This is a genomic window from Geodermatophilus pulveris (genome assembly GCF_900188375.1).
Lineage (GTDB): Bacteria > Actinomycetota > Actinomycetes > Mycobacteriales > Geodermatophilaceae > Geodermatophilus > Geodermatophilus pulveris.
The window spans coordinates 286,619-308,237 of the sequence record NZ_FZOO01000005.1; the positions used below are offsets into that span (position 1 = coordinate 286,619).

Below are 21,619 nucleotides of genomic sequence, written 5' to 3' on the forward strand. Positions count from 1 at the left end.
CGTCGGGCGACATGACCCGCACCACCGGCGCGGTCCCGGCGATCCCGGTACCGGCCCCCGCGGAGGACGGCACGCCCGCCGCCGCGACCGAGCTCGCCGCCCTCGAGGCGGCACGTGCCGAGAAGCGCCTCCTGCTGGAGCGCGCCGCCGCCGATGCGATGACCGGCGCCCCGGGGCTGCCGGCCGGGTGCGGCGCCGACGACGTCCCGGCGCTGCTGCGCCGCTACTACTGGAGCGAGCCGGCCGCCGAGGTCCAGGGCCACGACCCGGCCGACCTCGCCGCGCTGGCGCTGCGCCACCTGCGGCTGGCCGAGGTACGCCCGCAGGGGTCGGCCACGGTCGACGTCCAGGAGCTGCCCGCCCGGGACGGCGGCACGCCCCGCGCGCTGGTGCTGGTGGTCACCGACGACATGCCGTTCCTCGTCGACTCGGTGACCGCCGAGGTGGTGCGGCAGGGCTTCGGCCTGGAGCACGTCGTCCACCCGGTCCTGGTCGTGCGCCGCGACGTGACCGGTCGGATCCGCGCGTTCTGCGACAGCGCCGACCCGCTGGCCTGCGGCACCGACGCGCTCGCCGAGTCCTGGATGGCCGTCCTGCTCGACGGGCCGCTGGACGAGGAGGCCAGCGCCGACCTGGTCGCCGGGCTGCGGACCGTGCTGGGCGACGTCCGCGCCGTGCACGAGGACGCCGACCGGATGCGGGCCCGTGCCCTGGAGCTGGCCGACCGGCTGGACCGGGCGGGGTCCGGGGGGTCCGCCGACCCCGCCGACGACCCGGCGGAGGCCGCCGAGCTGCTGCGCTGGCTCACCGACGGCAACTTCGTCTTCCTCGGCGCCCGCGACGTCGACCTGGAGCGCGCCCGCGGCCGGGTGAGCGCGCGTCCGGTCGCCGGCAGCGGCCTGGGCGTGCTGCGCGGGGACGCCGACGTCTCCACCGCCCCGGAGGCCGCCCCGGGTGGCACGCTGCTCGCGGTGACCAAGGCCGACACCCGCTCCACGGTGCACCGCCGCACGTGGCTGGACCTGGTCACGGTCACCCTGCCGGCCGAGGGCGGCGGTCCGGCCCGGCAGCACCGCCTGGTCGGCCTGTTCCCGACGGCGGCCGCCGCGCACCCGGTCCGCGAGGTGCCGCTGGTGCGCCGCCGGGCGGCCGAGGTGCTGGCGCGCTCCGGCGTGCCCGCCGACAGCCACACCGGCAAGGAGCTGCTCGGCGTCCTGGAGACCTACCCGCGCGACGAGCTCTTCCAGGTCGGCACCGACGAGCTGCTGCCGGTGGCGCTCGCCGTGCTGTACCTGCAGGAACGCCGGCAGACCCGGCTGTTCCTGCGCCAGGACCCCGGCGGCCGGTTCTGGTCGGCGATCGTCTTCCTGCCCCGGGACCGGTACACCACGCAGGTCCGCACCCAGGTGCAGCAGCTGCTGCTCGAGCGGCTGGGCGGCTCCAGCATCGAGTACACCGCCCGGGTCACCGAGTCGGTGCTGGCCCGGCTGCACTTCGTCGTCCGCCCGCCGGTGGCGCGCGGCGGGCCGGCGACGCTGCCCGACGTCGACGTGCCCGCGCTGCAGGAGGCGCTCACCGCCGTCGTCCGCAGCTGGACCGACGAGCTCGCCGACGCGCTCACCGCCCGGTACGGCGCCGACGGCGAGCGCCGCTTCGCCCGGGTCGCCGACGCCTTCCCCGGCGCCTACCAGGAGGACTTCCCGGCCACCACCGCCGTCGAGGACCTCGAGCGGCTCGACGGGCTGGCCGAGGGGGAGCTGGGCCTGGTGCTGCGCCGCGGCTCCTCGGCCGCCGAGCCGCGGCTGGCCGTCTTCCGGGTGGGCCGGCGGCTGCTGCTGTCCGACGTGCTGCCGATGCTGCAGCACCTCGGCGTCGACGTCGTCGACGAGCGGCCCTACGAGATCGACCGGATCGGCGCCCCGCTGGCCTGGATCTACGACTTCGGGCTCACCGCGCCGGCCGGCGAGCTGCCCTTCCCCGGCTCGCTGCCCGAGCGGTTCACCGAGGCGCTGTCCGCGGTGTGGCGCGGCGACGCCGAGGACGACGGCCTGGGTGCCCTGGTGCTCCTGGCCGGGCTCAACTGGCGCCAGGTGACCGTGGTGCGGGCCTACGTGCAGTGGCTGCGCCAGGCCGGGCTGCCGTTCGGGCAGGGCTACGTGGAGACCACGCTGGCCGCCCACCCGGACGTCGTCGCCCGCCTGGTCGCGCTGTTCGAGACCCGCTTCCACCCCCAGCGGGAGACCGGGCGGGCCGCGCGCACCGACGAGCTGGTCGCCTCGCTGCGCGAGGCCATCGGCGCGGTCGAGTCCCTGGACGCCGACCGGGTGCTCACCGCCATGCTCGCCGCCGTCCTGGCCACCCAGCGCACCACCTACTACGCGGGCGGCCCGCTCGCCCTCAAGCTGCACCCCGCCCAGGTGCCCGACGTCCCCGAGCCGCGGCCGGCCCGCGAGGTGTGGGTCAGCTCGCCGCGGGTCGCCGGTGTGCACCTGCGCTTCGGCGCGGTCGCCCGCGGCGGGCTGCGCTGGTCCGACCGGCACGAGGACCTGCGCACCGAGGTGCTCGGCCTGGTCAAGGCGCAGATGGTGAAGAACACCGTCATCGTGCCCACCGGCGCCAAGGGCGGGTTCGTCGTCCGCCGGCCACCGCCGGAGTCCGACGGCCGGGACGCCTGGCTGGCCGAGGGGCAGGCCTGCTACCGGCTGTTCATCGGCGCGCTGCTGTCCCTCACCGACAACCTGCTCGACGGCGAGGTGGTCCCGCCGGAGCGGGTGGTCCGCCACGACGGCGACGACACCTACCTGGTCGTCGCCGCGGACAAGGGGACGGCGACCTTCTCCGACCTGGCCAACGCCGTCGCGCTGCAGCGCGGCTTCTGGCTGGGCGACGCGTTCGCCTCCGGCGGCTCGGTCGGCTACGACCACAAGGCCATGGGCATCACCGCCCGCGGCGCCTGGGAGTCGGTGACCCGGCACTTCCGCGAGCTCGACCTCGACGTCCAGTCGCAGGACTTCACCGTCGTGGGCGTGGGCGACATGTCCGGCGACGTGTTCGGCAACGGGATGCTGCTCAGCGAGCACATCCGGCTGGTCGCCGCCTTCGACCACCGGCACGTGTTCGTCGACCCCACCCCGGACGCCGCGACGTCGTTCGCCGAGCGACGCCGGCTGTTCGACCTGCCGCGCTCCTCGTGGGCCGACTACGACCCGACGCTGATCAGCCCGGGCGGCGGGGTGTGGCCGCGGACGGCGAAGGCCGTGCCGGTCAGCGAGCCGATGCGGGCGGCGCTCGGGCTGCCCGACGACGCCGACACGCTCTCCCCGGTCGAGCTGGTCCGGGCGGTGCTGCTCGCCCCGGTGGACCTGCTGTTCAACGGCGGCATCGGCACCTACGTCAAGGCCTCGACCGAGAGTGCCCTCGACGTGGGGGACAAGGCCAACGACGCGGTGCGGGTCGACGGCCGGGACCTGCGGGTGCGGGTGGTGGGGGAGGGCGGCAACCTCGGCCTCACCCAGCGCGGCCGGGTCGAGTACGCGCTGGCCGGCGGCCGGGTGAACACCGACGCCATCGACAACTCCGCCGGCGTGGACACCTCCGACCACGAGGTCAACATCAAGATCGCGCTGGGCCGGGTGGTCGAGGCGGGTGAGCTGGACGCCGAGGGCCGCGCCGCGCTGCTGGGGGAGATGACCGACGAGGTCGCCGTCGCCGTCCTGACCGACAACCACGCGCAGAACGCGGCCCTGGCGGTCGAGACCACGTCGGCGCGCAGCCTGCTGGACGCGCACGCGCGCTTCCTGCGGGCCCTGGAGCGCTCCGGGCGGCTGGCCCGCAGCGTGGAGTCCCTCCCCGACGACCGCCAGCTCACCGAGCGGCGGCGCGACGGGCAGGCGCTGACCAGCCCGGAGCTGTGCGTGCTGCTGGCCTACGCCAAGCTGGAGGCCGGCGACGCCGTCCTCGCCTCCGGGCTGCCCGACGACCCGACCCTGGAGGAGCTGCTGGTCGGCTACTTCCCGGCCGCGCTGCGCCGGCGCTTCCCGCAGGCGATCACCCGGCACCCGCTGCGGCGGGAGATCGTCGCGACCGCGCTGACCAACCGGGCGGTCAACCTGGCCGGGGTCTCCGGGCTGTTCCGGCTGGCCGAGGAGACCGGCGTGCCCCTGGCCGGGGTGGTGCGCGCGCACGCGGCGGCCCGGGCGGTGTTCGACGTCGACCGTCTCTGGGACGCCGTCCGCCCGCTGGACAACCGCGTGCCGGCGGCCACCCAGGTCGAGCTGCGCACCGAGGCGACCCGGCTGGCCGAGCGGGCGGCCCGCTGGCTGCTGCGGCTGCCGGAGCTGACCGCCGGGGAGGCGACCCCGCTGGGCGCCGTGACGGACCGGTTCGCCGCACCGGTGGCCGCGGTGCGGGCCGGGCTGGCGTCCTGGCTGCTCGGCGCCGAGGCCGAGGCGCACGCCGCGCGGAGCGCCCGGCTGCAGGCGGCCGGGGTGCCCGCGGCGCTGGCCGCCGAGGTGGCCGCGGCGCCGCTGCTGCCGGCCGCGCTGGACCTCGCCGTCGTCGCCGAGCGCACCGGCGCGCCGATCGAGCTGGCCGGCCGGGTGCACCAGGCCGTGGCCGAGCGGCTGGCCCTGGTGCCGCTGCGCGAGCTGGTCGTCGCGCTGCCCCGCGACCGCCGCTGGCCGTCGATGGCGCGCGCCTCGCTGCGCGACGACCTGGCCACCGAGCAGGCCGCACTGACCGCCGAGGTGCTCGCCGACCGCCGCGGCGCCGCCGAGGACGCCGGGGAGCTCCTCGGGCGCTGGGTGTCCGGCTGGGACGGCGCGCAGCAGCGGGCGGCCGCCCAGCTGGTCGACATCGCGGCGGGGGACCGCCAGGAGCTGGCCGAGCTGCTCGTCGCCGTCCGCACCCTGCGCGGCCTGCGCCGCCGCACCTGAGCCCCTGGGCCCGGCGTCGAGCGTCGTCTACCGCCGTCTCGCGCCGGAGCGACAGGGCGGTGGACACCGGTCGACGGCGGCCGCCGAGGTCTGTCTGCCGGTCTCTAGCCGTGGCGGTAGACGGGGCCAGACGGCATCAGAGAGGGGGACGGCGCTCGCCGAAGCGGGTCGCCCGCTCGAAGGCGTGGCCGACCTCCAGCACCCGCCGGTCGGCCCGCGGCGGGGCCACCACCTGCAGCCCGACCGGCAGCCCGTCCGGGGTGAAGCCGCCGGGCACCGAGAGCGCCGGGCACCCGGTCGGGGTGATCAGCGTGCAGGACCGCATCCAGGCCAGGTAGTCCGGCAGCGGCTCCCCGGCGATCTCCGCCGGGTACTCCAGCTCCACCGGGAAGGGCAGCACCTGCGTCGTCGGCGCCAGCAGCACGTCGTAGCGGTCGAAGAAGCCGACGACCCGTTCGTAGAGGGCGGTGTGCGCGAGCTCCGCGCGCGCCACGTCCGCGCCGGTCAGCTCCGCGCCCATCGCGGCGTTCCAGCGGATCGACTCCTTGAGCCCGTCGGGGTGCCGCCGGGCCAGGTCGCTGAACGTGGCGTCGAACAGCCAGGCCCGCAGCGTGCCGAACACGTCGTCGGCGCCGGAGAGGTCCGGGCAGTCGGCCTCCACCGTGGCGCCGAGCTCCTCGAACACCGCCACGCTCGCCGACAGCACCGCCGTGACCGCCGGGTCCACCCGCACCCGCCCGCCCAGGTCCGGCGCCCAGGCCACCCGCAGCCCGTCGAGGCGTTCCGGCAGCGCCGCGGCGAACCGGGCACCGGGGTCGTCGAGGGAGATCGGCACCCGCCGGTCGGGTCCGGCCAGCGCCGACAGCACCAGCGCGACGTCGGCCACGGTGCGGCCCATCGGGCCCTGCACGGACATCTGCGACCAGCCCATCGGGGCCGGCCACGTGGGCACCCGGCCCGGCGTGGGCCGCAGCCCGACGACGTTGCAGAACGCCGCCGGGTTGCGCAGTGACCCGCCGAAATCGCTGCCCTCGGCCACCGGCACGAACCCGGCCGCCAGCGCCGCGGCGGCGCCGCCGCTGGACCCCCCCGCCGACAGGCCGTGCCGGTGCGGGTTGTGCGTGGCGCCGAACAGCGGGTTGAAGGTGTGCGAGCCGGCCGCGAACTCCGGGACGTTGGTCTTGCCGACCCGCACCGCGCCGGCCGCGCGCAGCCGGGCGACCACCAGCTCGTCCTCCGCCGGCACGGTGTCGGCCAGCGGCGAGCCCCAGGTGGTGCGCATCCCGCCGGTGGCGTGCGTGTCCTTGTGCGCCACCGGCAGGCCGTGCAGCGGACCGACGTCCTCACCCGCGGCCAGCCGGGCGTCGGCGGCGTCCGCCGCCGCGCGAGCACCGTCGGCGTCCAGCGTGACCACCGCGTTGACCTGCCCGTCGAGCCGGTCGATGCGCTCCAGGCAGGCGTCGGTCAGCTCCCGCGCGGACAGCTGCCGGGAGCGGATCAGTCCCGCCAGCTCGGTCGCGGAGCGCAGGCACAGCTCGTCGGTGGTGGTCACGACGACATCGTCGTCCTACCGGACGACACCGCCACCGGGAGGCGTCCCCGGCCTGCGCGGAGCCCGCCCGTCGCACCCGCCGGGGACCCTCCGGGCCCGCCGACGGGCACGACACCGCCACCGGGAGGCGTCCCCGGCCTGCGCGGAGCCCGCCCGTCGCACCCGCCGGGGACCCTCCGGGCCCGCCGACGGGCACGACACCGCCACCGGGAGGCGTCCCCGGCCTGCGCGGAGCCCGCCCGTCGCACCCGCCGGGGACCCTCCGGGCCCGCCGACGGGCACGACACCGCCACCGGGACGCGTCTCGGGCCCGTCACCCGACAGACGCGCGTAGTCTGCCCGCAGGCGCCGCCCTGCTGACGCCGACGCCACGTCGAACCAGCGGCGTGCTCAGGACGCGCGGGACGCCACGTCGGCCCCCGTGGCCGAGGTCACCCGCCCCGGTGCACCCGACCGGAGGCCTTCCGTGGCCATCGACCCACCCGCGAACGCTGCTGCGGCGCTCGAGACGCTCGGGCGGCTCTCCCTCCGCGAGCTGTCCATGGACGACCTGCTGAGCACCGTCGCCGGCCTGGCCCGGGCGGTGCTGCCCGGCGAGCCCGAGGCCTCCGTCACCCTGCTCGTCCGGGACCGCCCGACGACGGTGGTGCACACCGGCCCGCTGGCCCTCGACCTCGACGAGTCCCAGTACCAGCAGGACCAGGGGCCGTGCCTGCACGCCGCCCGCAGCGGCGAGCTCACCGAGATCACCGACACCCGCACCGACCCCCGGTGGCCCGACCACGGGCGTCGCGCGGCCGAGCGCGGCAGCCTCAGCTCGCTGTCGATCCCGCTGGCCGTCGACGACGACGTGGCCGGGGCGCTGAACGTCTACGCCCGCCGGGCAGCGGCCTTCGACGACGCCGCCCGGGCCGCGGCCACCGGCTTCGGCTCGTACGCCGCCGTCGCGGCCGGCAACCTGCACGCCTACCAGCGGGCCCGCAGCCAGGCGGACGACCTGCAGGCCGCGCTGGAGTCCCGGGCCGTCATCGACCAGGCCAAGGGCATCCTCATGGAGCGGTACCGGCTCACCGCCGACCAGGCGTTCCAGCTGCTCACCAAGGCGTCGATGGGCACCAACCGGAAGCTCCGCACCATCGCCGACGAGCTCGTGCACACCGGTGAGCTCCCCGCCGGGTCGGGGGACGGCGCCGGCCGGCGACCACGGTCGGGTCGCCCGGCGTCCCGGGCGCCGGGAGACTCCTGAGCAGCCGCCGAGGCCTCCCGGGGGGCTCCGGCGGTCAGGCCCCGCCGCTCCAGACGGAGGGCGGCGGGGCCGCCCCTCCCGCGGTCAGCCGGCCGGCTCGGGCGGGACGACGTCCGGCACGACGTTGGGCCCCGCCTCGGCCGGCCGGGGCCGGTCCTGGCGGTGCAGCCGGACGGCGACCAGCGCGACGTCGTCCTCGGGCCGCCCGTCGACCAGGCGCTCGAGCACCTCGTCCAGGAGGTCCTCCAGCGGCAGGTGGACGACGTCGGCCAGCGCCTCGCGCAGCCGCACCAGCCCGGCGTCCAGGTCGGCGTCGCGGCGCTCGACGAGGCCGTCGGTGAACAGCAGCACGGTGGCACCGCGGTCGAGGGTGACCACCGACTCCTGCCGCTCCACCTCGTGGTCGACCCCGAGCAGCAGGTCGCCCTTCCAGGCCGCCAGCTCGGCCACGCTGCCGTCGGGGTTGATCACCAGCGGCGGCAGGTGGCCGGCGTTGGCCCACCGCATCCGGGTGACGCCGCGGCGGCGCTCGTCCTCGGTCTGCTCGAAGCGGGCCACCGCGGCGGTGGCCAGCACGCGCGTCTGCAGCACCGCCATGGAGGCGTCCAGCCCGCGCAGCACCTCGACCGGGTTGGCGTCGCTGTAGGTGGCGATGCCGCGCAGCAGCCCGCGCAGCTGGCCCATGGCCGCGGCCGCCTCGGTGTCGTGGCCGACGACGTCGCCGATGACCAGCATCGTGGCCCCGCTGGGCTGCAGGAACGCGTCGTACCAGTCACCGCCGACCCGGGCCGCCTCGACCGCGGGCAGGTAGCGGACGGCGATCTCGGCGTGGTCGGGCTCGGGCGGCTCGGTGAGCAGGCTGCGTTGCAGGCCCTCCGCCAGCTGCTGCTGCTGGGCGTAGAGCCGGGTGTTGTCCAGGGCCAGGCCGGCGCGGTCGGCGACGTCCTGCGCGGTGGCCTGGTCCTCGCGGGAGAGCACCTCGCCCGGCGCGTAGTACAGGGTCAGCACGCCCAGGGTGCGCCCGCGGCCGCGCAGCGGCAGGCACACCGCCGACCCCGGGTCCAGGGCGGTGAGCAGCTCGCGCGCCTCCCCGACGGGCAGCAGGGTGGCCACGTCGCGGGCGTCGGCCCGCACCGCCTCGCCGGCCAGCAGCGCCCGCGCCACCGGCGAGGTGGCCGGCATCGCGTCCAGCCGGACGGCGGCGTAGCGCTCCACCAGCGCCCGGGACGCCGGCTCCGCGTGCCACCAGCCGACGTCGCGCGGACGCCCCTCGGCGTCGACCACGGTGACGATGCACCACGGGGCCAGCCCCGGGACGAGCAGCCGGGGGAGCCGGCTGGTGGCGGCCTGCACGTCCAGGGTGCCGGCCAGCTCGGCGCTGACCTGCGCGAGCAGCGCCAGTCGCTGGGCCGACCGCTCGGCCCGGTCCCGCGCCCGCCTGCGGTCGGTGACCTCGAGGAAGTACACCGACAGGCCCTCCGGGCTCGGCCACGCGCGCAGCTCGTACCAGCCGTCCAGCGGCGCCGGGTAGTACGCGTCGAAGTTGACCGGCTGCCCGGTCCGGACGGCGCTGCGGTAGCCGTCCTCGAAGACGCTGTTCACCGTGGCCGGGAACGCCGTCCAGATGACCTGGCCGAGCAGCTCGTCGCGGTTGCGCCCGAGCAGCCGCTCGGCCTCGGCGTTGACGTGGGTGAAGCGCCACTCGTGGTCCAGCGAGTAGAAGCCGGCCGGCATCGCCTCCAGCACCCGGCTGACGCGGACGTCCCCGGTGCGGTCCTCGGTGGTGTCGTACGCGGCGCCCAGCAGCCGGGCGGCGGTCCCGTCCGGACCGCCCAGCGCCCGGCCCCGGGCCTGCACCCAGCGGGTCTCGCCGTCGGGGCGCACCACCCGGTACTCGGCCTCGAAGTCGCCGCAGGCCTCGATGCAGGTGCGCAGCGCCTCACCGACGCGGGGCAGGTCGTCGGGGTGCAGCCGCCGGTTGAACGCGGTGATGGTGCCGTCGAACTCCGCGGCGGTGTAGCCGAACACCGCCATCAGCGGCTCGTCCCACACCAGCTCGCCGGTGCGCAGGTCCCAGTCGAAGGTGCCCACCCCGCCGGCGTCCATCGCCAGCCGCCAGCGCAGGTGCTGGCGGGCGTACTCGCCGGTGAGCGCCGCGTACTCCAGCTCGGTGACCACCGAGGCGGCCAACTGGCGCAGCGTGGCGACGTCGGTCTCCGACCACTCCCGCGGCACGGGTCCGAAGACGCAGAGGGTGCCGACGACGTGGCCCCCTCCGTCGGTGAGCGGCACGCCGAGGTAGGCCACGACCTGCCCGGCCACCACCGTCGGCAGGTGGCCGACCCGCTCGTCGGCGCGCGCGTCGGAGATGGCGAGGGCACCGGCGGCGGCGGCCAGCGTGCACGGCGTCCGGTCGAGCGCCGTCTCCCGGGTGGCGCTGCCCGGGGGCAGCCCGGCCGACCCGGCGACGGACTGGACGTCGTCCAGCAGCGAGATCTGCCCGGACGACGCGCCCAGCAGCCGGGCGGCCAGCTCGACCAGCCGGTCGACGGCCGGCGAGGCCCCCGGCGCGGTGCGGAGCCGGCGCGCCGCGCGCAGGCGTGAGCCGTCGGTGCGCAGCCCTTCCGCCGCCTGCTCGACCTCGGGCGAGCGCGCGCCGTCGCGCGGCCGTGGGGAACCGTCCACCGGGACCTCTCCGTCATCGACGCCCGGCCGGGTGTTGCGGAACCGCCGGCGGCCACGCTGTTCGGGCCCACACGTCCCCGTCGTTATGCCACGCCCTTCGGTGGGGTGCAATGATCCCGACGCAGATCACGTCACCCGTGACGCTGGGTGTCCACGGTCTCAACCGGCGGGAACGACCAGGGTCAGTGCCGTGCCGCCGTCGTGTTCCACGTGCAACCCGGCCCGCCGCAGCAGCGTCCGCAACCGCACGACGTCCCCCGGCTCGCCGGTCGTGGTGGCCAGCAGGCGGGCGACGCGGCCCTTGTGTGCCTTGTTCGCGTGGCTGACCACGGTCCGCGTGCCGTCCGGGCGCTCGCTGCGGACGTCGAGGGTCACCGCGCCGGGCACCGGGGCCAGGGCGGCGTAGGCGCCGCTGCGCAGGTCGACCACCAGCTCGTCGACGGCGGCCAGTGCCGGGCCGAGGACCGGCCGCCACAGGGCGCGCAGCGGCGGCAGCCCGGGCAGCGCCGAGCCGGCCGACAGCCGGTAGGCCGGGATGCGGTCGGTGCCGCGGACCACGCCGAACAGCGCCGACCCGACCGCGAGCCGGCGGTCGGCCCGCGCGCGCTGGGCGCGGGTGAGGGAGCGCACGTCGAGCGCGGCGTGCAGGACGCCGGTGTACCGCTCCAGCGCGGGCAGCGTCGGGGCGCCGGGCAGCGCGGCGTTGCGGGTGACCTCGTCGTCCTGGGCCTCGGACAGGTCCAGTGCCGTCCGCGCCGCCCGGGGGTCGCCCGCGAGAGCGACCAGCGCGGCCACCAGCCGGGCGCGGACGTCGGTCAGCCCGGGCCAGGACAGCGCGGCGAGGTCCAGCGGGGCGCCGTCCCCACCAGGCGCCTTGGTCTCCGACGGCGGCAGCAGTACGAGCACGGGGGAGCACGCTACGTGTGCACAGGCCGGGGACGCGCCGGACCGGGGCGTTCCCCGGCGCCCGATCGGGTGGTGCACACCACACTCTGTGCCTGCCGCCTCCCAGCCTCCGGAGGTCCTGACCAGGCGCGCTCCCGGCGCCCGCGCGGACCCCCCGAGGGCCGCGGGCGGTGCACACCCACCCGGCCGGCACACCGGTGTGCCGCCGCTGAGAGAGGAGCGTCCGTGGCAGGCAACAAGGCGGTCAAGTACATGGGGCCGGGCAAGGTCGAGGTGGCCGAGCTGGAGTACCCGAAGCTGGAGCTGCAGGACGGGCCGGGCGTCAACCCGGCCAACGTGGGCCGCAAGACCCCGCACGGGGTCATCCTGCGGACGGTCAGCACGAACATCTGCGGCAGCGACCAGCACATGGTGCGCGGCCGGACGACCGCGCCCGAGGGACTGGTGCTCGGCCACGAGATCACCGGTGAGATCGTCGAGAAGGGCTCCGACGTGGAGTTCCTCGAGGTCGGCGACATCGTCAGCGTGCCGTTCAACATCGCCTGCGGCCGCTGCCGCAACTGCAAGGAGGGCAAGACCGGCATCTGCCTGAACGTCAACCCCGACCGCCCCGGCTCGGCCTACGGCTACGTCGACATGGGCGGCTGGACCGGCGGCCAGGCCGAGTACGTGCTGGTCCCCTACGCGGACTGGAACTGCCTGAGGTTCCCCGACCGCGACCAGGCGCTGGCCAAGATCCGCGACCTGACGATGCTCTCGGACATCTTCCCGACCGGCTACCACGGCTGCGTCACCGCCGGCGTCGGCACCGGGTCGACGGTCTACATCGCCGGCGCGGGCCCGGTCGGGCTCGCCGCGGCGGCCTCCGCCCAGCTGCTCGGCGCCGCGGTGGTCATCGTCGGGGACCTGGTGCCCGACCGGCTGGCCCAGGCCCGCAGCTTCGGTTGCGAGACCGTCGACGTCTCCCAGGGCGACCCCAAGGAGCAGATCGCGCAGATCCTCGGCGAGCCGGAGGTCGACTGCGGCGTGGACGCGGTCGGCTTCGAGGCCCGCGGGCACGGGGAGGGCGCCGGGCAGGAGGCCCCGGCGACGGTGCTCAACTCGCTGATGGACATCACGCGGGCCGGCGGCGCGCTCGGCATCCCGGGGCTCTACGTGACCGGTGACCCGGGTGCGGTCGACGAGGCCGCGCAGGTGGGCTCGCTGTCGATCCGACTGGGGCTGGGCTGGGCGAAGTCGCACGCCTTCACCACCGGCCAGTGCCCGGTGATGCGCTACAACCGCCAGCTGATGATGGCGATCCTGCACGACAGGGTGCAGATCGCGAAGGCGGTCAACGCCGAGGTCATCCCGCTGGAGGACGCGCCGCGCGGCTACGCCGAGTTCGACCAGGGCGCGGCCAAGAAGTACATCCTCGACCCGAACGGCCTCATCCCGGCCGCCTAGCAGCACCAGGGGATGGCCCCCCTGCAGCGGCCCACCGCGGGCGTGCGAGCGGTGGGAGGCAGGGGGGTCCTCCTCCTAGGTCCAGTAGAGGAGCCGGGCCTGGGGCAGCCGGTCGGCCAGGGCGGCCTCGAACCAGCCCCGCAGCTCGCCCATCGTCTCCCTCGGGTAGACGTGCTTGACCGAGCCGAACTTCCCGCGCTTGGTGGTGCGCCGGGCCTCGTCCATCTCCAGCTTCGTGCGCGGGTACCAGTCCAGCAGCGTCTCCTTGCTGCCGGGCGTGAACCGGTGGGTGATGCACTCCACGGTGAGGTCGGCGCCGGCCGGCAGCGCGGCGGCGGCGGCGTCGAGCAGCTCGCCGTACTCCTCCTGCCAGCCCTCGACCGGCATGATCGGCGCGATGGTCAGCCCCACCGGGTAGCCGGCGGCGGCGACCGTCGACAGCGCCCGCAGCCGCCCGGGCACCTTGGCCGTCGCGCCCTCGAAGCGGCGGTCGACCGACGCCGCGTTGACCGAGAACCGCAGCCGGGTGCGCCCGCGGTGCGGCAGGCCGAGCAGGCCGGCGACGTCGTCGAACTTGGTGGTGGCCCGCAGCTGGATCGGGCCGGGCCACTCGTGCGTGCCGAAGTGCTCGACCATCCGGGCCAGCCCGCTGGTGAGGTGCTCGATGGCCAGCGGGTCGGTGTAGCAGGAGGCCTCGAACGTCGTCCCCTCGCCGCCGCGCGCGACGGTGCCGGAGGTGACCGAGCCGCGGCCGACGTAGCCGTCCAGGCCGGCGAGCACCTCGTCGAGGTCGGCGAACACCCGGGTGATCGGCGGGCCGGACAGCGAGCCGGCCAGGTAGCAGTACTGGCAGTGCGCGGGGCAGCCCTCGGCCAGGTCCAGGCGCCAGTCGGCCGAGGGCGCGATCGGCTGCAGCGCCCGCTTGGAGGCGGGCGGGACGACGAGGGCGAGGGTGTCCTTGGCCGCCATGAACGCCGCGCGGTCGCCGTCCCCGCGCAGGTTGGGCAGCCGGTCGCCGGGGAGCAGCTCGACGTCGGACACGCCGGCGGCCTCGAGTCGGGCCAGGACGCGCCGCCCGTGCGGCCGCTCGGCCGCCGAGCGGGTGACGAGGACCCGCTTCGGGGTCCACAGGCGGGTGGGCGAGAGGGCCCCGGGCAGGGCGGGCGCGGTCATCGCCGGGTACAACACCGGCCGGGCACCGTTCCTGCCGGCCGGCCGGTGAGGTCGGCCACCCGGCGGCTCAGCGAACGGGTTGCTCCGCGGGGACGTCGGCCGGCTGCGCCAGCGCGCGCAGGTGCCGGCTGAGCGCGCGGGCCGTCTCGCCGTCCAGGCCGGCGAACAGCGGGTTGTCCGTGCGGGTGCGCCGGACCAGGTCCGCCCGGGCCGACTCGCCCTCCGGGGTCAGGACGACCGCCCGCACGCGGCGGTCGGTGGGCGCGGCCCGGCGCTCCAGCAGGCCGCGCTGCTCGAGGCGGTCGACCAGGCCGGTCGCGTTCGAGGTGTCGCAGCCCAGCAGCCGCGCGACCTCGGACATCGGCAGGGGCTGCCCCGGCTGGAGCACGTCGATCAGCCGTGCCTGCGGGACGGTCAGGCCACCGGCCTCGGCGGCGGCGTGCATGGTCCGGGCGAAGGTCTCGAAGAAGCGCAGCACGGCCTCGCCGAGCTCGGACCGCTGCGCCGCGGTGGCCCGGACCGGGGAGCGGTCGGCGGAGGACACGCCGGGAGTCTAGCAAGCTGGTACGTCCGGATAGTTGACACAACGGAATGTCTGCGGTGCCATGGAGTCGGTCCACCCGCGAGAGGAGACGGACGTGATCCAGGTCAGCGGCCTGCGCAAGGCCTTCGGAGCGGTGCAGGCGCTCGACGGGATCGACCTGGCCGTGGCCGGCGGCACCGTGCTGGGGCTGCTCGGCCCGAACGGGGCCGGCAAGACGACGGCGGTCCGGGTGCTCGCCACGCTGGCCCGGCCGGACGCCGGCAGCGCGCGGGTCGCGGGCTTCGACGTGGTGCGCGAACCCCGGGAGGTCCGGCGCAGCATCGGGCTGGCCGGCCAGTTCGCCGCCGTCGACCCCAACCTCACCGGCCGGGAGAACCTGCTGCTCGCCGGGCGCCTGGCCCACCTGCGGCCCCCGGCCGCGCGCCGCCGGGCCGGCGAGCTGCTCGAGCGCTTCGGCCTCACCGACGCCGGGCGGCGGACGGCGGGCACCTACTCCGGCGGCATGCGCCGCCGCCTGGACCTGGCCGCCGCCCTCGTCGCCGAGCCGCTGGTGGTCTTCCTCGACGAGCCGACCACCGGCCTGGACCCGGCCAGCCGCGCGGACCTCTGGTCGGTCGTGCGGGAGCTGGTCGCCGCGGGCACGACCGTGCTGCTGACCACCCAGTACCTCGAGGAGGCCGACCAGCTCGCCGACCGCATCGCGGTCATCGACGCCGGCCGCGTCGTGGCCGAGGGGACGCCGGCGGAGCTCAAGTCGCGGCTCGCGGCCACCCGCCTGGTCGTCCAGCTGCCCACCGAGGACGCCGTCCGGACGGCGTCCGCACGCCTGGCCGGCATCGGCACCGGCGTCCCGGCCGTCGACCCCGGCGCCCAGACGGTGGTGCTGGAGGTGGCCGACGGCCCGGCCGCGCTCACCGAGGTGGTCCGCCGCCTGGACGCCGCCGGGGTGGCCGTCCGCGGGCTGTCCCTGACCGAGCCCAGCCTCGACCAGGTCTTCCTCTCCCTCACCTCCCGCGCTGCCTGAGCAGCCCCCGTCCCAGGAGCCCCGCATGAGCACAGGAACGACGACGAGCGCCGGCCCGGACCGGGCGGACGCGCTCCGCCCCGTCGGGCGGCCCGGGCGACCGCCGGCCCAGGAGTACCGGCCGCTGCTCGGGTGGGCCGTCACCGACGCGCTGACGGTGACCCGGCGCAACCTGGTCGGCCAGCTGCGCCAGCCCCAGATCCTCGTCTTCGCCGCCATCCAGCCGATCATGTTCACGCTGCTGTTCCGCTACGTCTTCGGCGGCGCGATCACCGTGCCGGGCGTCGACTACGTCGACTACCTGATGGCCGGGGTGTTCGTGCAGACGGTGGTCTTCGGCGGGATCGCCACCGCCGTCGGGCTGACCGAGGACCTGGCCTCCGGCGTGGTGGACCGCTTCCGCAGCCTGCCGATGGCCCGCTCGGCCGTGCTCACGGGGCGGGTGCTCGCCGACGTGGCCCGCAACCTGCTGTCGATCACGCTGATGGTCGCCGTCGGCCTCGCCGTCGGCTTCCGGCCGGACAGCGTCGCCGGCCTGCTCGCCGCGGTCGGGCTGCTCCTGCTGCTGGGCGTGGCGTTCAGCTGGTACTACGCCCTGGTGGGGCTGGTCGTCGGCAACGCCGAGGCGGCCCAGGCGGCCGGCTTCCTGGTCATCTTCCCGCTGACCTTCGCCAGCTCCGCGTTCGTGCCGACCGGCTCGATGCCCGGCTGGCTGCGGGCCTTCGCGGACAACCAGCCGATCACGGCGGCCATCGACGCCATCCGCGCGCTGGTCCTGGGCCAGCCCCTGGGGGAGGTCGTCCCGGTCGCGCTGGCCTGGATCGCCGCGATCACCGTCGTCATGGCCGCCCTGGCCATCACCCGCTACCGCCGGGCCCGCTGAGCTCCACCACCACGGGGGCGTGGTCGCTGGCGCCCTTGCCCTTGCGCTCCTCGCGGTCGATGCGCGCGCCGGCCACCCGGGCGGCCAGCGCGGGGGAGGCCAGCACGAAGTCGATCCGCATGCCCTCGCGGCGCGGGAAGCGCAGCTGGGTGTAGTCCCAGTACGTGTAGACCCCGGGGCCGGGCGTGTGCGGCCGGACGACGTCGGCGTACCCGGCCTCCACGACGGCGCGGAAGGCCGCGCGCTCGGGCTCGGAGACGTGGGTGGCGCCGGCGAACACCCGCACGTCCCACACGTCGTCGTCCTGCGGCGCGATGTTCCAGTCGCCGACCAGGGCCACCTGCGCGCCGGCGTCCTCGGCCAGCCAGCCGCCGGCCGCCGTCCGCAGCGCACCGAGCCAGTCCAGCTTGTAGCGGTAGTGCGGGTCGGCCAGCGTCCGGCCGTTGGGGACGTAGAGGCTCCACACCCGCACGCCGCCGCAGGTGGCGCCCAGGGCGCGCGCCTCGGCGGCCGGCTCGGCGCCCTCCTTGGCCGACCAGGACGGCATCCCCGGGAAGCCCACCTCGACGTCGGCCAGCCCGACGCGGGACAGCAGCGCCACGCCGTTCCACTGCGAGTGGCCGACGTGCGCCACCTCGTAGCCGAGGTCGGTGAAGCGGGACTCCGGGAACTGGTCGTCCCGGCACTTGGTCTCCTGCAGGGCGAGCACGTCGACGTCGGAGCGCTGCAGCCATGCGGCCACCCGGTCGACGCGGGTGCGGATCGAGTTGACGTTCCAGGTGGCGAGACGCACGGGGACCCAGCCTAGGTGGCCTGCCGGCAGGCGATCGCCACGCGGGCGTCCGCGGATCCCGCGACACGCTGGCGGATGGGAGCATGGGCCCGGTGATCGGGCAGGGAACGGGGAGCGGCGTGTGAGCGAGCACGACTGGGACGCCACGCGTCCCATCGGCCCGCGCCGCTCCCGCCCGCTGCCCCCGCCCGGCGGCGCGCCACGGCCCGCGCCGGCGTCCGACGCACCGGCGCGCGGCCGCGGCCTGCCCGCCGTGCTGGGCCTGACCGTGCTCAACGCCGTCCTGCCGGGCACGGCGTTCCTCGCGGCCGGCCGGCGGCGGCTCGGTGCCGGCGTCCTCGCGGTGACCCTCCTGCTGCTCGGCGTCGCCGCCTGGCTGGCCACCGCGGGCCAGCGGACGGCCGCGCGGATCGCCGTCGACCCCACCGCCCTGATCGGCGTGTTCGTCACGATCGTCGTCCTCGGGCTGCTGTGGGCCGTCGTCGTCGTCGCCGGTCACCGCGCCCTCCTGACGCCGCGGACCCCCCGGGCCGGCCGGGCCCTCGGCGCCGTCCTGGTCGCCGCCCTGGTGGCCGCGGTGGCCTACCCCGTGGTCACCGTCGGGCAGGTGGCGCTGGCCCAGCGGGCCCTCATCGGCGGCCTGTTCGCCGACCGGGAGTCGGCCACCGTCGACGCCGCCACCCCGTTCGGCGAGCAGGAGCGGGTCAACGTGCTGCTGCTCGGCGGGGACGGCGGGGTGGGCCGCGACGGCGTGCGCACCGACACCGTCATCGTGGCCAGCGTCGACACCGGGACCGGCGACACCACGCTGTTCAGCCTGCCGCGCAACCTCCAGGACCTGCCCTTCCCGGCGGACAGCCCGCTCGCCGAGGTCTACCCGGACGGCTTCGACGCCGGCAGCGAGACCGAGAGCCTGCTCAACGCCGTGTACCGCAACGGCCCCGCGGAGCACCCCGACGTCCTCGGCCCGACCGACGACCCCGGCGCGGACTTCCTCAAGCTCGGGGTCGGCGAGGCGCTCGGCCTGGACATCGACTACTTCGTGCTGGTCAACCTGGACGGCTTCAGCCGGCTGGTCGACGCCCTCGGCGGGATCACCGTCAACGTCAACTACTGGGTGCCGATCAACGGCAACCCGGGCACCGGCGAGCTGCCCGACGACTACATCGAGCCGGGTCCGGCCCAGCGCATGGACGGCGTCCGGGCGCTGGACTTCGCCCGGGGCCGCTTCGGGCTGACCGACTACGACCGGATGGCCCGCCAGCGCTGCACGATCGACGCGATCATCGACGCGGCCGACCCGGTGACCCTGCTGGAGCGCTACGAGGAGCTGGCCGCCACCACGCAGGACATCGTGAGCACCGACATCCCCCGGTCGGCCCTCGACGACTTCGTCGACGTCGCCTTCCTGGTGAAGGACGCCGAGGTGCGCAGCGTGGTCTTCGACGACACGGTGATCGACCCGGCCTACCCCGACTACGACCGGATCCGCGCGATCGTCGCCGAGGCCATCGACCCCGCCCCGACCGCCGACGACGCCGCGGCCGGCACGCCCACCCCCGCGCCCTCGCCGGACCCGTCGGCCGCCCCGCCCCCCGGTGGTGACCCGGCGACGGTCACCGACGTGGCCGACGCCTGCGCCTACGACCCGGTCCGGGCCGCCGAGGCCCGCGCCGCGGGCGAGCCCCCCAACCAGGCGGACTAGTGGCAGTCGGGCCCGCCTAGGGTCGTCGGCATGACCCCACCCGCCGGGGACGGCCGGGAGCGCCTCGTCGGCCTGCTCGCGGCGGGGATCGCCGCCGTCCTGCTGGTGTCGTCGGTGACCTGGTTCGCCAGCGACCGCGCCGTCATCGGGGTCGCGCAGCTGTTCCTCGGCGCCGTCCTGGGAGCCGTGGCCGCGGTGCTGTACCGGCGGTCGCAGCGCCGCTGACCGCGAGCCTGCAGCCGGGCCGCTCACCGCGAGCGCCCGGCCGGTCGCCACCGCGACGACCCGGTCGCCTCCGTGGTCGGGCGCGGCGCCGCCCGGGGCGGCGTGCAGCAGTCGGCCGTTTCACGCCGGGTGTGACGGGCACCACGCCGCAGGGACGGCGCTCAGCCCGGAGCGCCGGGGACGGAGGCGACGTGCGGATCGACAAGGCGAAGCTCGTGCAGCTGCTGCGCGGCGAGGGCGACAACGACACCGCCGACAAGGTGGACGCCCAGCTGCCCGACCAGATCGACACCCAGCGCGACGGCGACGCGCTGTCCGCCGTCGGCCTCGACCAGGCCACCCTGCAGGGCAAGCTCGCCGGCGGGGCGATCGGCGGCAGCATGGCGATGTGAGCCGTGCAGCGCCCGGAGGCCGGTCCCGCGGTGCGGGACCGGCCCCCAGCTCTGGCCCCGTCCAGGGCACCGCCCCGAGCTGGCGAGGGGTGGGGAGGACGGGGTCCTCTCTCAGCCGGCGTAGGGGCGCTCCCGCGCCAGCTCCTCCTTGGCCACCGTCCGGACGTGCACGGCGTCGGGGCCGTCCACGATCCGCAGCGTCCGCGCGCTGGCGTAGAAGCGGGCCAGCACGGTGTCGTCGCTGACGCCGGCGCCGCCGTGCAGCTGGATGGCCCGGTCGATGACGCCGAGGGCCACCCGCGGGGTGGCGACCTTGATCGCGGAGATCTCGGTGCGCGCGCCCTTGGCGCCGTGCTTGTCGATGAGGTCCGCGGTCTTGAGCACGTAGAGCCGGGCCTGGTCGATCTCCATCCGCGACAGGGCGATCGACTCGCGCACGGTGCCCTGCTCGGCCAGCGGCCGCCCGAACGCCACGCGGGCCTTGGACCGCTCGACCATCAGCGCCAGCGCCCGCTCGGCCATGCCGATGGCCCGCATGCAGTGGTGGATGCGGCCGGGACCGAGCCGGGCCTGGGCGATCATGAAGCCGTCGCCCTCGCCGGCCAGCAGGTTGGACGCCGGCACGCGGACGTCGGTGAACCGCAGCTCGGAGTGGCCGTGCTGGTCCTGGTACCCGAACACCGGCAGGTGCCGGACGATCTCGAAGCCCGGGGTGTCCCGGGGCACCAGCACCATCGACTGCTGCCGGTGCGGGGCGCCGTCGGGGTCGGTCTTGCCCATCACGATGAAGATCTGGCAGCGGTCGTCGGCCGAGCCGGTGATCCACCACTTGCGGCCGTTGACCACGTACTCGTCGCCGTCGCGGACGATCGAGGTCTGGATGTTGCGGGCGTCGGAGGACGCCACGTCGGGCTCGGTCATCGCGAACCCGGACCGGATCTCGCCCTCCAGCAGGGGCTCCAGCCAGCGCGCCTTCTGCTCGGGCGTGCCGAACATCATGAGCGTCTCCATGTTGCCGGTGTCCGGGGCGCCGCAGTTGGTCACCTCCGGTGCGATCACCGGCGACCAGCCCATGACCTCGGCGACGGAGGCGTACTCGAGGTTGGTCAGCCCGCCGAGCTCGTGGTGGAAGAGGTTCCACAGCCCCCGCTTGCGGGCCTCGACCTTGAGCTCGTCGAGCACCGGCGGGTGCTCGTGGTTCTCGTGGCCGCGTTCCTTGCGCCAGGCCTCGTACCCGGGCTCGGCGGGGAAGACCTGCTCGCGCATGAAGTCCCACATCCGGCCGCAGACGTCCTCGGCTCGTGCGGAGAGGGCGAAGTCCATGGACGCAAGGTAGAGGGCGGCGTGACGGACGTCTCGCCGGGGGGCGGACGCGCCGGAGGCCGGGCCCCGTCGGGGACCCGGCCTCCGTGGTGAGCATCTGGAACGGCCCCGCTGCAGGGGTCCGCGCCGAGCCTGCGAGGCGTGGGGGGCAGCGGGCGGCCCCGTCCAGAGGCTCACCGTGAGCGTGCGAACGGTGAGGAGGACGGGGTCCTCGATCAGACGCGGGTGCTGTGGTCGCCGACGCCGGTCCGCACCGGGCCCAGGGCGATGAGCAGACCCACGGCCGCGGTGGCGATGTGCAGGACGTTGTCCGCGGCGTTGATGCTCAGGAAGTCCCATGTCTGCCCGATGGCGAGCAGCCCGTAGACGAACGCGGCGCCGTAGCCCACGGCCAGCAGCCAGCCGTAGGTGCGCGCACCGGCCAGGGTGCGGGCGAGCACCAGCCCGGCCACGCCGATCAGGATGTGCACGACGTTGTGCATGCCGTTGATCTCGAAGAACAGCAGCTGCTCGCCGGTGTCGTGGGCGAAGAAGTCGTCGACGCCGGTGATGAAGAAACCGACGACGCCGACCAGCAGGTAGACGGCGCCGAACGCCAGCGCCAGGAGCTGCGGCCAGGTCCGCGCTCCGCTGTTCGTGTGACCCGTTGCGGCCATGTTGTCCTCCAGGGTGCTGTGATCCGCCAGGGCTCGACGGTCGAGGTCGTGGATACCCACCGGTCAGGTACCGGAACAGCAGTCACCCGTACGTGTGGGAGGTCACCCACCAGCGGGTGCACCGCCGGCGGA

General features: G+C 75.9%; 16 protein-coding genes. 8 read left to right on the plus strand and 8 right to left on the minus strand.

The features are described 5' to 3' along the window. Positions 1 to 11: 11 nt before the first annotated feature. On the plus strand, positions 12 to 4,934 hold the full coding sequence (locus CHB98_RS12790) for an NAD-glutamate dehydrogenase (RefSeq protein ID WP_089305969.1): 4,923 nt from the start codon (positions 12 to 14) through the stop codon (positions 4,932 to 4,934). A gap of 136 nt (positions 4,935 to 5,070) precedes the next feature. Here the strand turns inward: CHB98_RS12790 and CHB98_RS12795 are convergent, their stop codons facing one another. Continuing rightward, complete coding sequence (locus CHB98_RS12795) at positions 5,071 to 6,486, minus strand: amidase (protein ID WP_089305970.1); 1,416 nt, start codon at positions 6,484 to 6,486, stop codon at positions 5,071 to 5,073. Positions 6,487 to 6,952: 466 nt separating this feature from the next. Between CHB98_RS12795 and CHB98_RS12800 the strand changes: the two genes are divergently transcribed. Next, on the plus strand, positions 6,953 to 7,732 hold the full coding sequence (locus tag CHB98_RS12800) for a GAF and ANTAR domain-containing protein (protein ID WP_245821119.1): 780 nt from the start codon (positions 6,953 to 6,955) through the stop codon (positions 7,730 to 7,732). A gap of 84 nt (positions 7,733 to 7,816) precedes the next feature. Here CHB98_RS12800 and CHB98_RS12805 read toward each other — a convergent pair whose 3' ends face one another. After that, positions 7,817 to 10,417, minus strand: a complete 2,601-nt coding sequence (locus CHB98_RS12805; RefSeq protein ID WP_089305971.1) for a SpoIIE family protein phosphatase — start codon at positions 10,415 to 10,417, stop codon at positions 7,817 to 7,819. A gap of 159 nt (positions 10,418 to 10,576) precedes the next feature. Next, positions 10,577 to 11,323, minus strand: coding sequence for a peroxide stress protein YaaA (yaaA, locus tag CHB98_RS12810; RefSeq protein ID WP_089305972.1), 747 nt, complete (start codon positions 11,321 to 11,323; stop codon positions 10,577 to 10,579). Between the two features lie 225 nt (positions 11,324 to 11,548). Here yaaA and fdhA point away from each other — a divergent pair, with 225 nt between their 5' ends. Continuing rightward, positions 11,549 to 12,769 carry a formaldehyde dehydrogenase, glutathione-independent gene (gene fdhA / locus CHB98_RS12815; protein WP_089305973.1) on the plus strand — a complete coding sequence of 407 codons (1,221 nt, stop codon included), beginning with the start codon at positions 11,549 to 11,551 and terminating at the stop codon, positions 12,767 to 12,769. Positions 12,770 to 12,844: 75 nt separating this feature from the next. On the opposite strand, the gene CHB98_RS12820 is transcribed toward fdhA, so the two are convergent. Beyond that, entirely contained in the window at positions 12,845 to 13,942 is a 1,098-nt protein-coding gene (locus CHB98_RS12820) for an SPL family radical SAM protein (RefSeq protein ID WP_089305974.1), read from the minus strand. Between the two features lie 67 nt (positions 13,943 to 14,009). Continuing rightward, positions 14,010 to 14,486 (minus strand): MarR family winged helix-turn-helix transcriptional regulator, encoded by a 477-nt coding sequence (locus CHB98_RS12825; RefSeq protein WP_218822350.1) that lies wholly within the window; start codon positions 14,484 to 14,486, stop codon positions 14,010 to 14,012. Positions 14,487 to 14,580: 94 nt separating this feature from the next. Here CHB98_RS12825 and CHB98_RS12830 point away from each other — a divergent pair, with 94 nt between their 5' ends. Together CHB98_RS12830 and CHB98_RS12835 are read left to right on the plus strand one after the other, a co-directional pair. Next, positions 14,581 to 15,510 carry an ATP-binding cassette domain-containing protein gene (locus CHB98_RS12830; RefSeq protein WP_281251863.1) on the plus strand — a complete coding sequence of 310 codons (930 nt, stop codon included), beginning with the start codon at positions 14,581 to 14,583 and terminating at the stop codon, positions 15,508 to 15,510. Positions 15,511 to 15,535: 25 nt separating this feature from the next. After that, positions 15,536 to 16,393 (plus strand): ABC transporter permease, encoded by an 858-nt coding sequence (locus CHB98_RS12835; protein ID WP_089305976.1) that lies wholly within the window; start codon positions 15,536 to 15,538, stop codon positions 16,391 to 16,393. Here the strand turns inward: CHB98_RS12835 and CHB98_RS12840 are convergent. Beyond that, positions 16,368 to 17,186 (minus strand): exodeoxyribonuclease III, encoded by an 819-nt coding sequence (locus tag CHB98_RS12840; protein ID WP_089305977.1) that lies wholly within the window; start codon positions 17,184 to 17,186, stop codon positions 16,368 to 16,370. The genes CHB98_RS12835 and CHB98_RS12840 overlap by 26 nt on opposite strands. Before the next feature lie 121 nt (positions 17,187 to 17,307). Between CHB98_RS12840 and CHB98_RS12845 the strand changes: the two genes are divergently transcribed. The 3 genes from CHB98_RS12845 (at position 17,308) to CHB98_RS12855 (ending at position 19,508) form a co-directional block, all read left to right on the plus strand. Next, positions 17,308 to 18,891 (plus strand): LCP family protein, encoded by a 1,584-nt coding sequence (locus CHB98_RS12845; RefSeq protein WP_089305978.1) that lies wholly within the window; start codon positions 17,308 to 17,310, stop codon positions 18,889 to 18,891. A gap of 30 nt (positions 18,892 to 18,921) precedes the next feature. Continuing rightward, entirely contained in the window at positions 18,922 to 19,116 is a 195-nt protein-coding gene (locus CHB98_RS12850) for a hypothetical protein (protein ID WP_089305979.1), read from the plus strand. A gap of 191 nt (positions 19,117 to 19,307) precedes the next feature. Beyond that, positions 19,308 to 19,508: a hypothetical protein gene (locus CHB98_RS12855; protein ID WP_089305980.1), complete on the plus strand. Its 201-nt coding sequence runs from the start codon at positions 19,308 to 19,310 to the stop codon at positions 19,506 to 19,508. 111 nt (positions 19,509 to 19,619) lie between these two features. On the opposite strand, the gene CHB98_RS12860 is transcribed toward CHB98_RS12855, so the two are convergent. Further along, the gene (locus CHB98_RS12860; protein ID WP_089305981.1) at positions 19,620 to 20,831 is read right to left on the minus strand and encodes an acyl-CoA dehydrogenase family protein; all 1,212 of its coding nucleotides are present in this window, start codon (positions 20,829 to 20,831) and stop codon (positions 19,620 to 19,622) included. A gap of 215 nt (positions 20,832 to 21,046) precedes the next feature. Then, entirely contained in the window at positions 21,047 to 21,487 is a 441-nt protein-coding gene (locus CHB98_RS12865) for a DUF4383 domain-containing protein (protein WP_089305982.1), read from the minus strand. Positions 21,488 to 21,619: the final 132 nt, after the last annotated feature.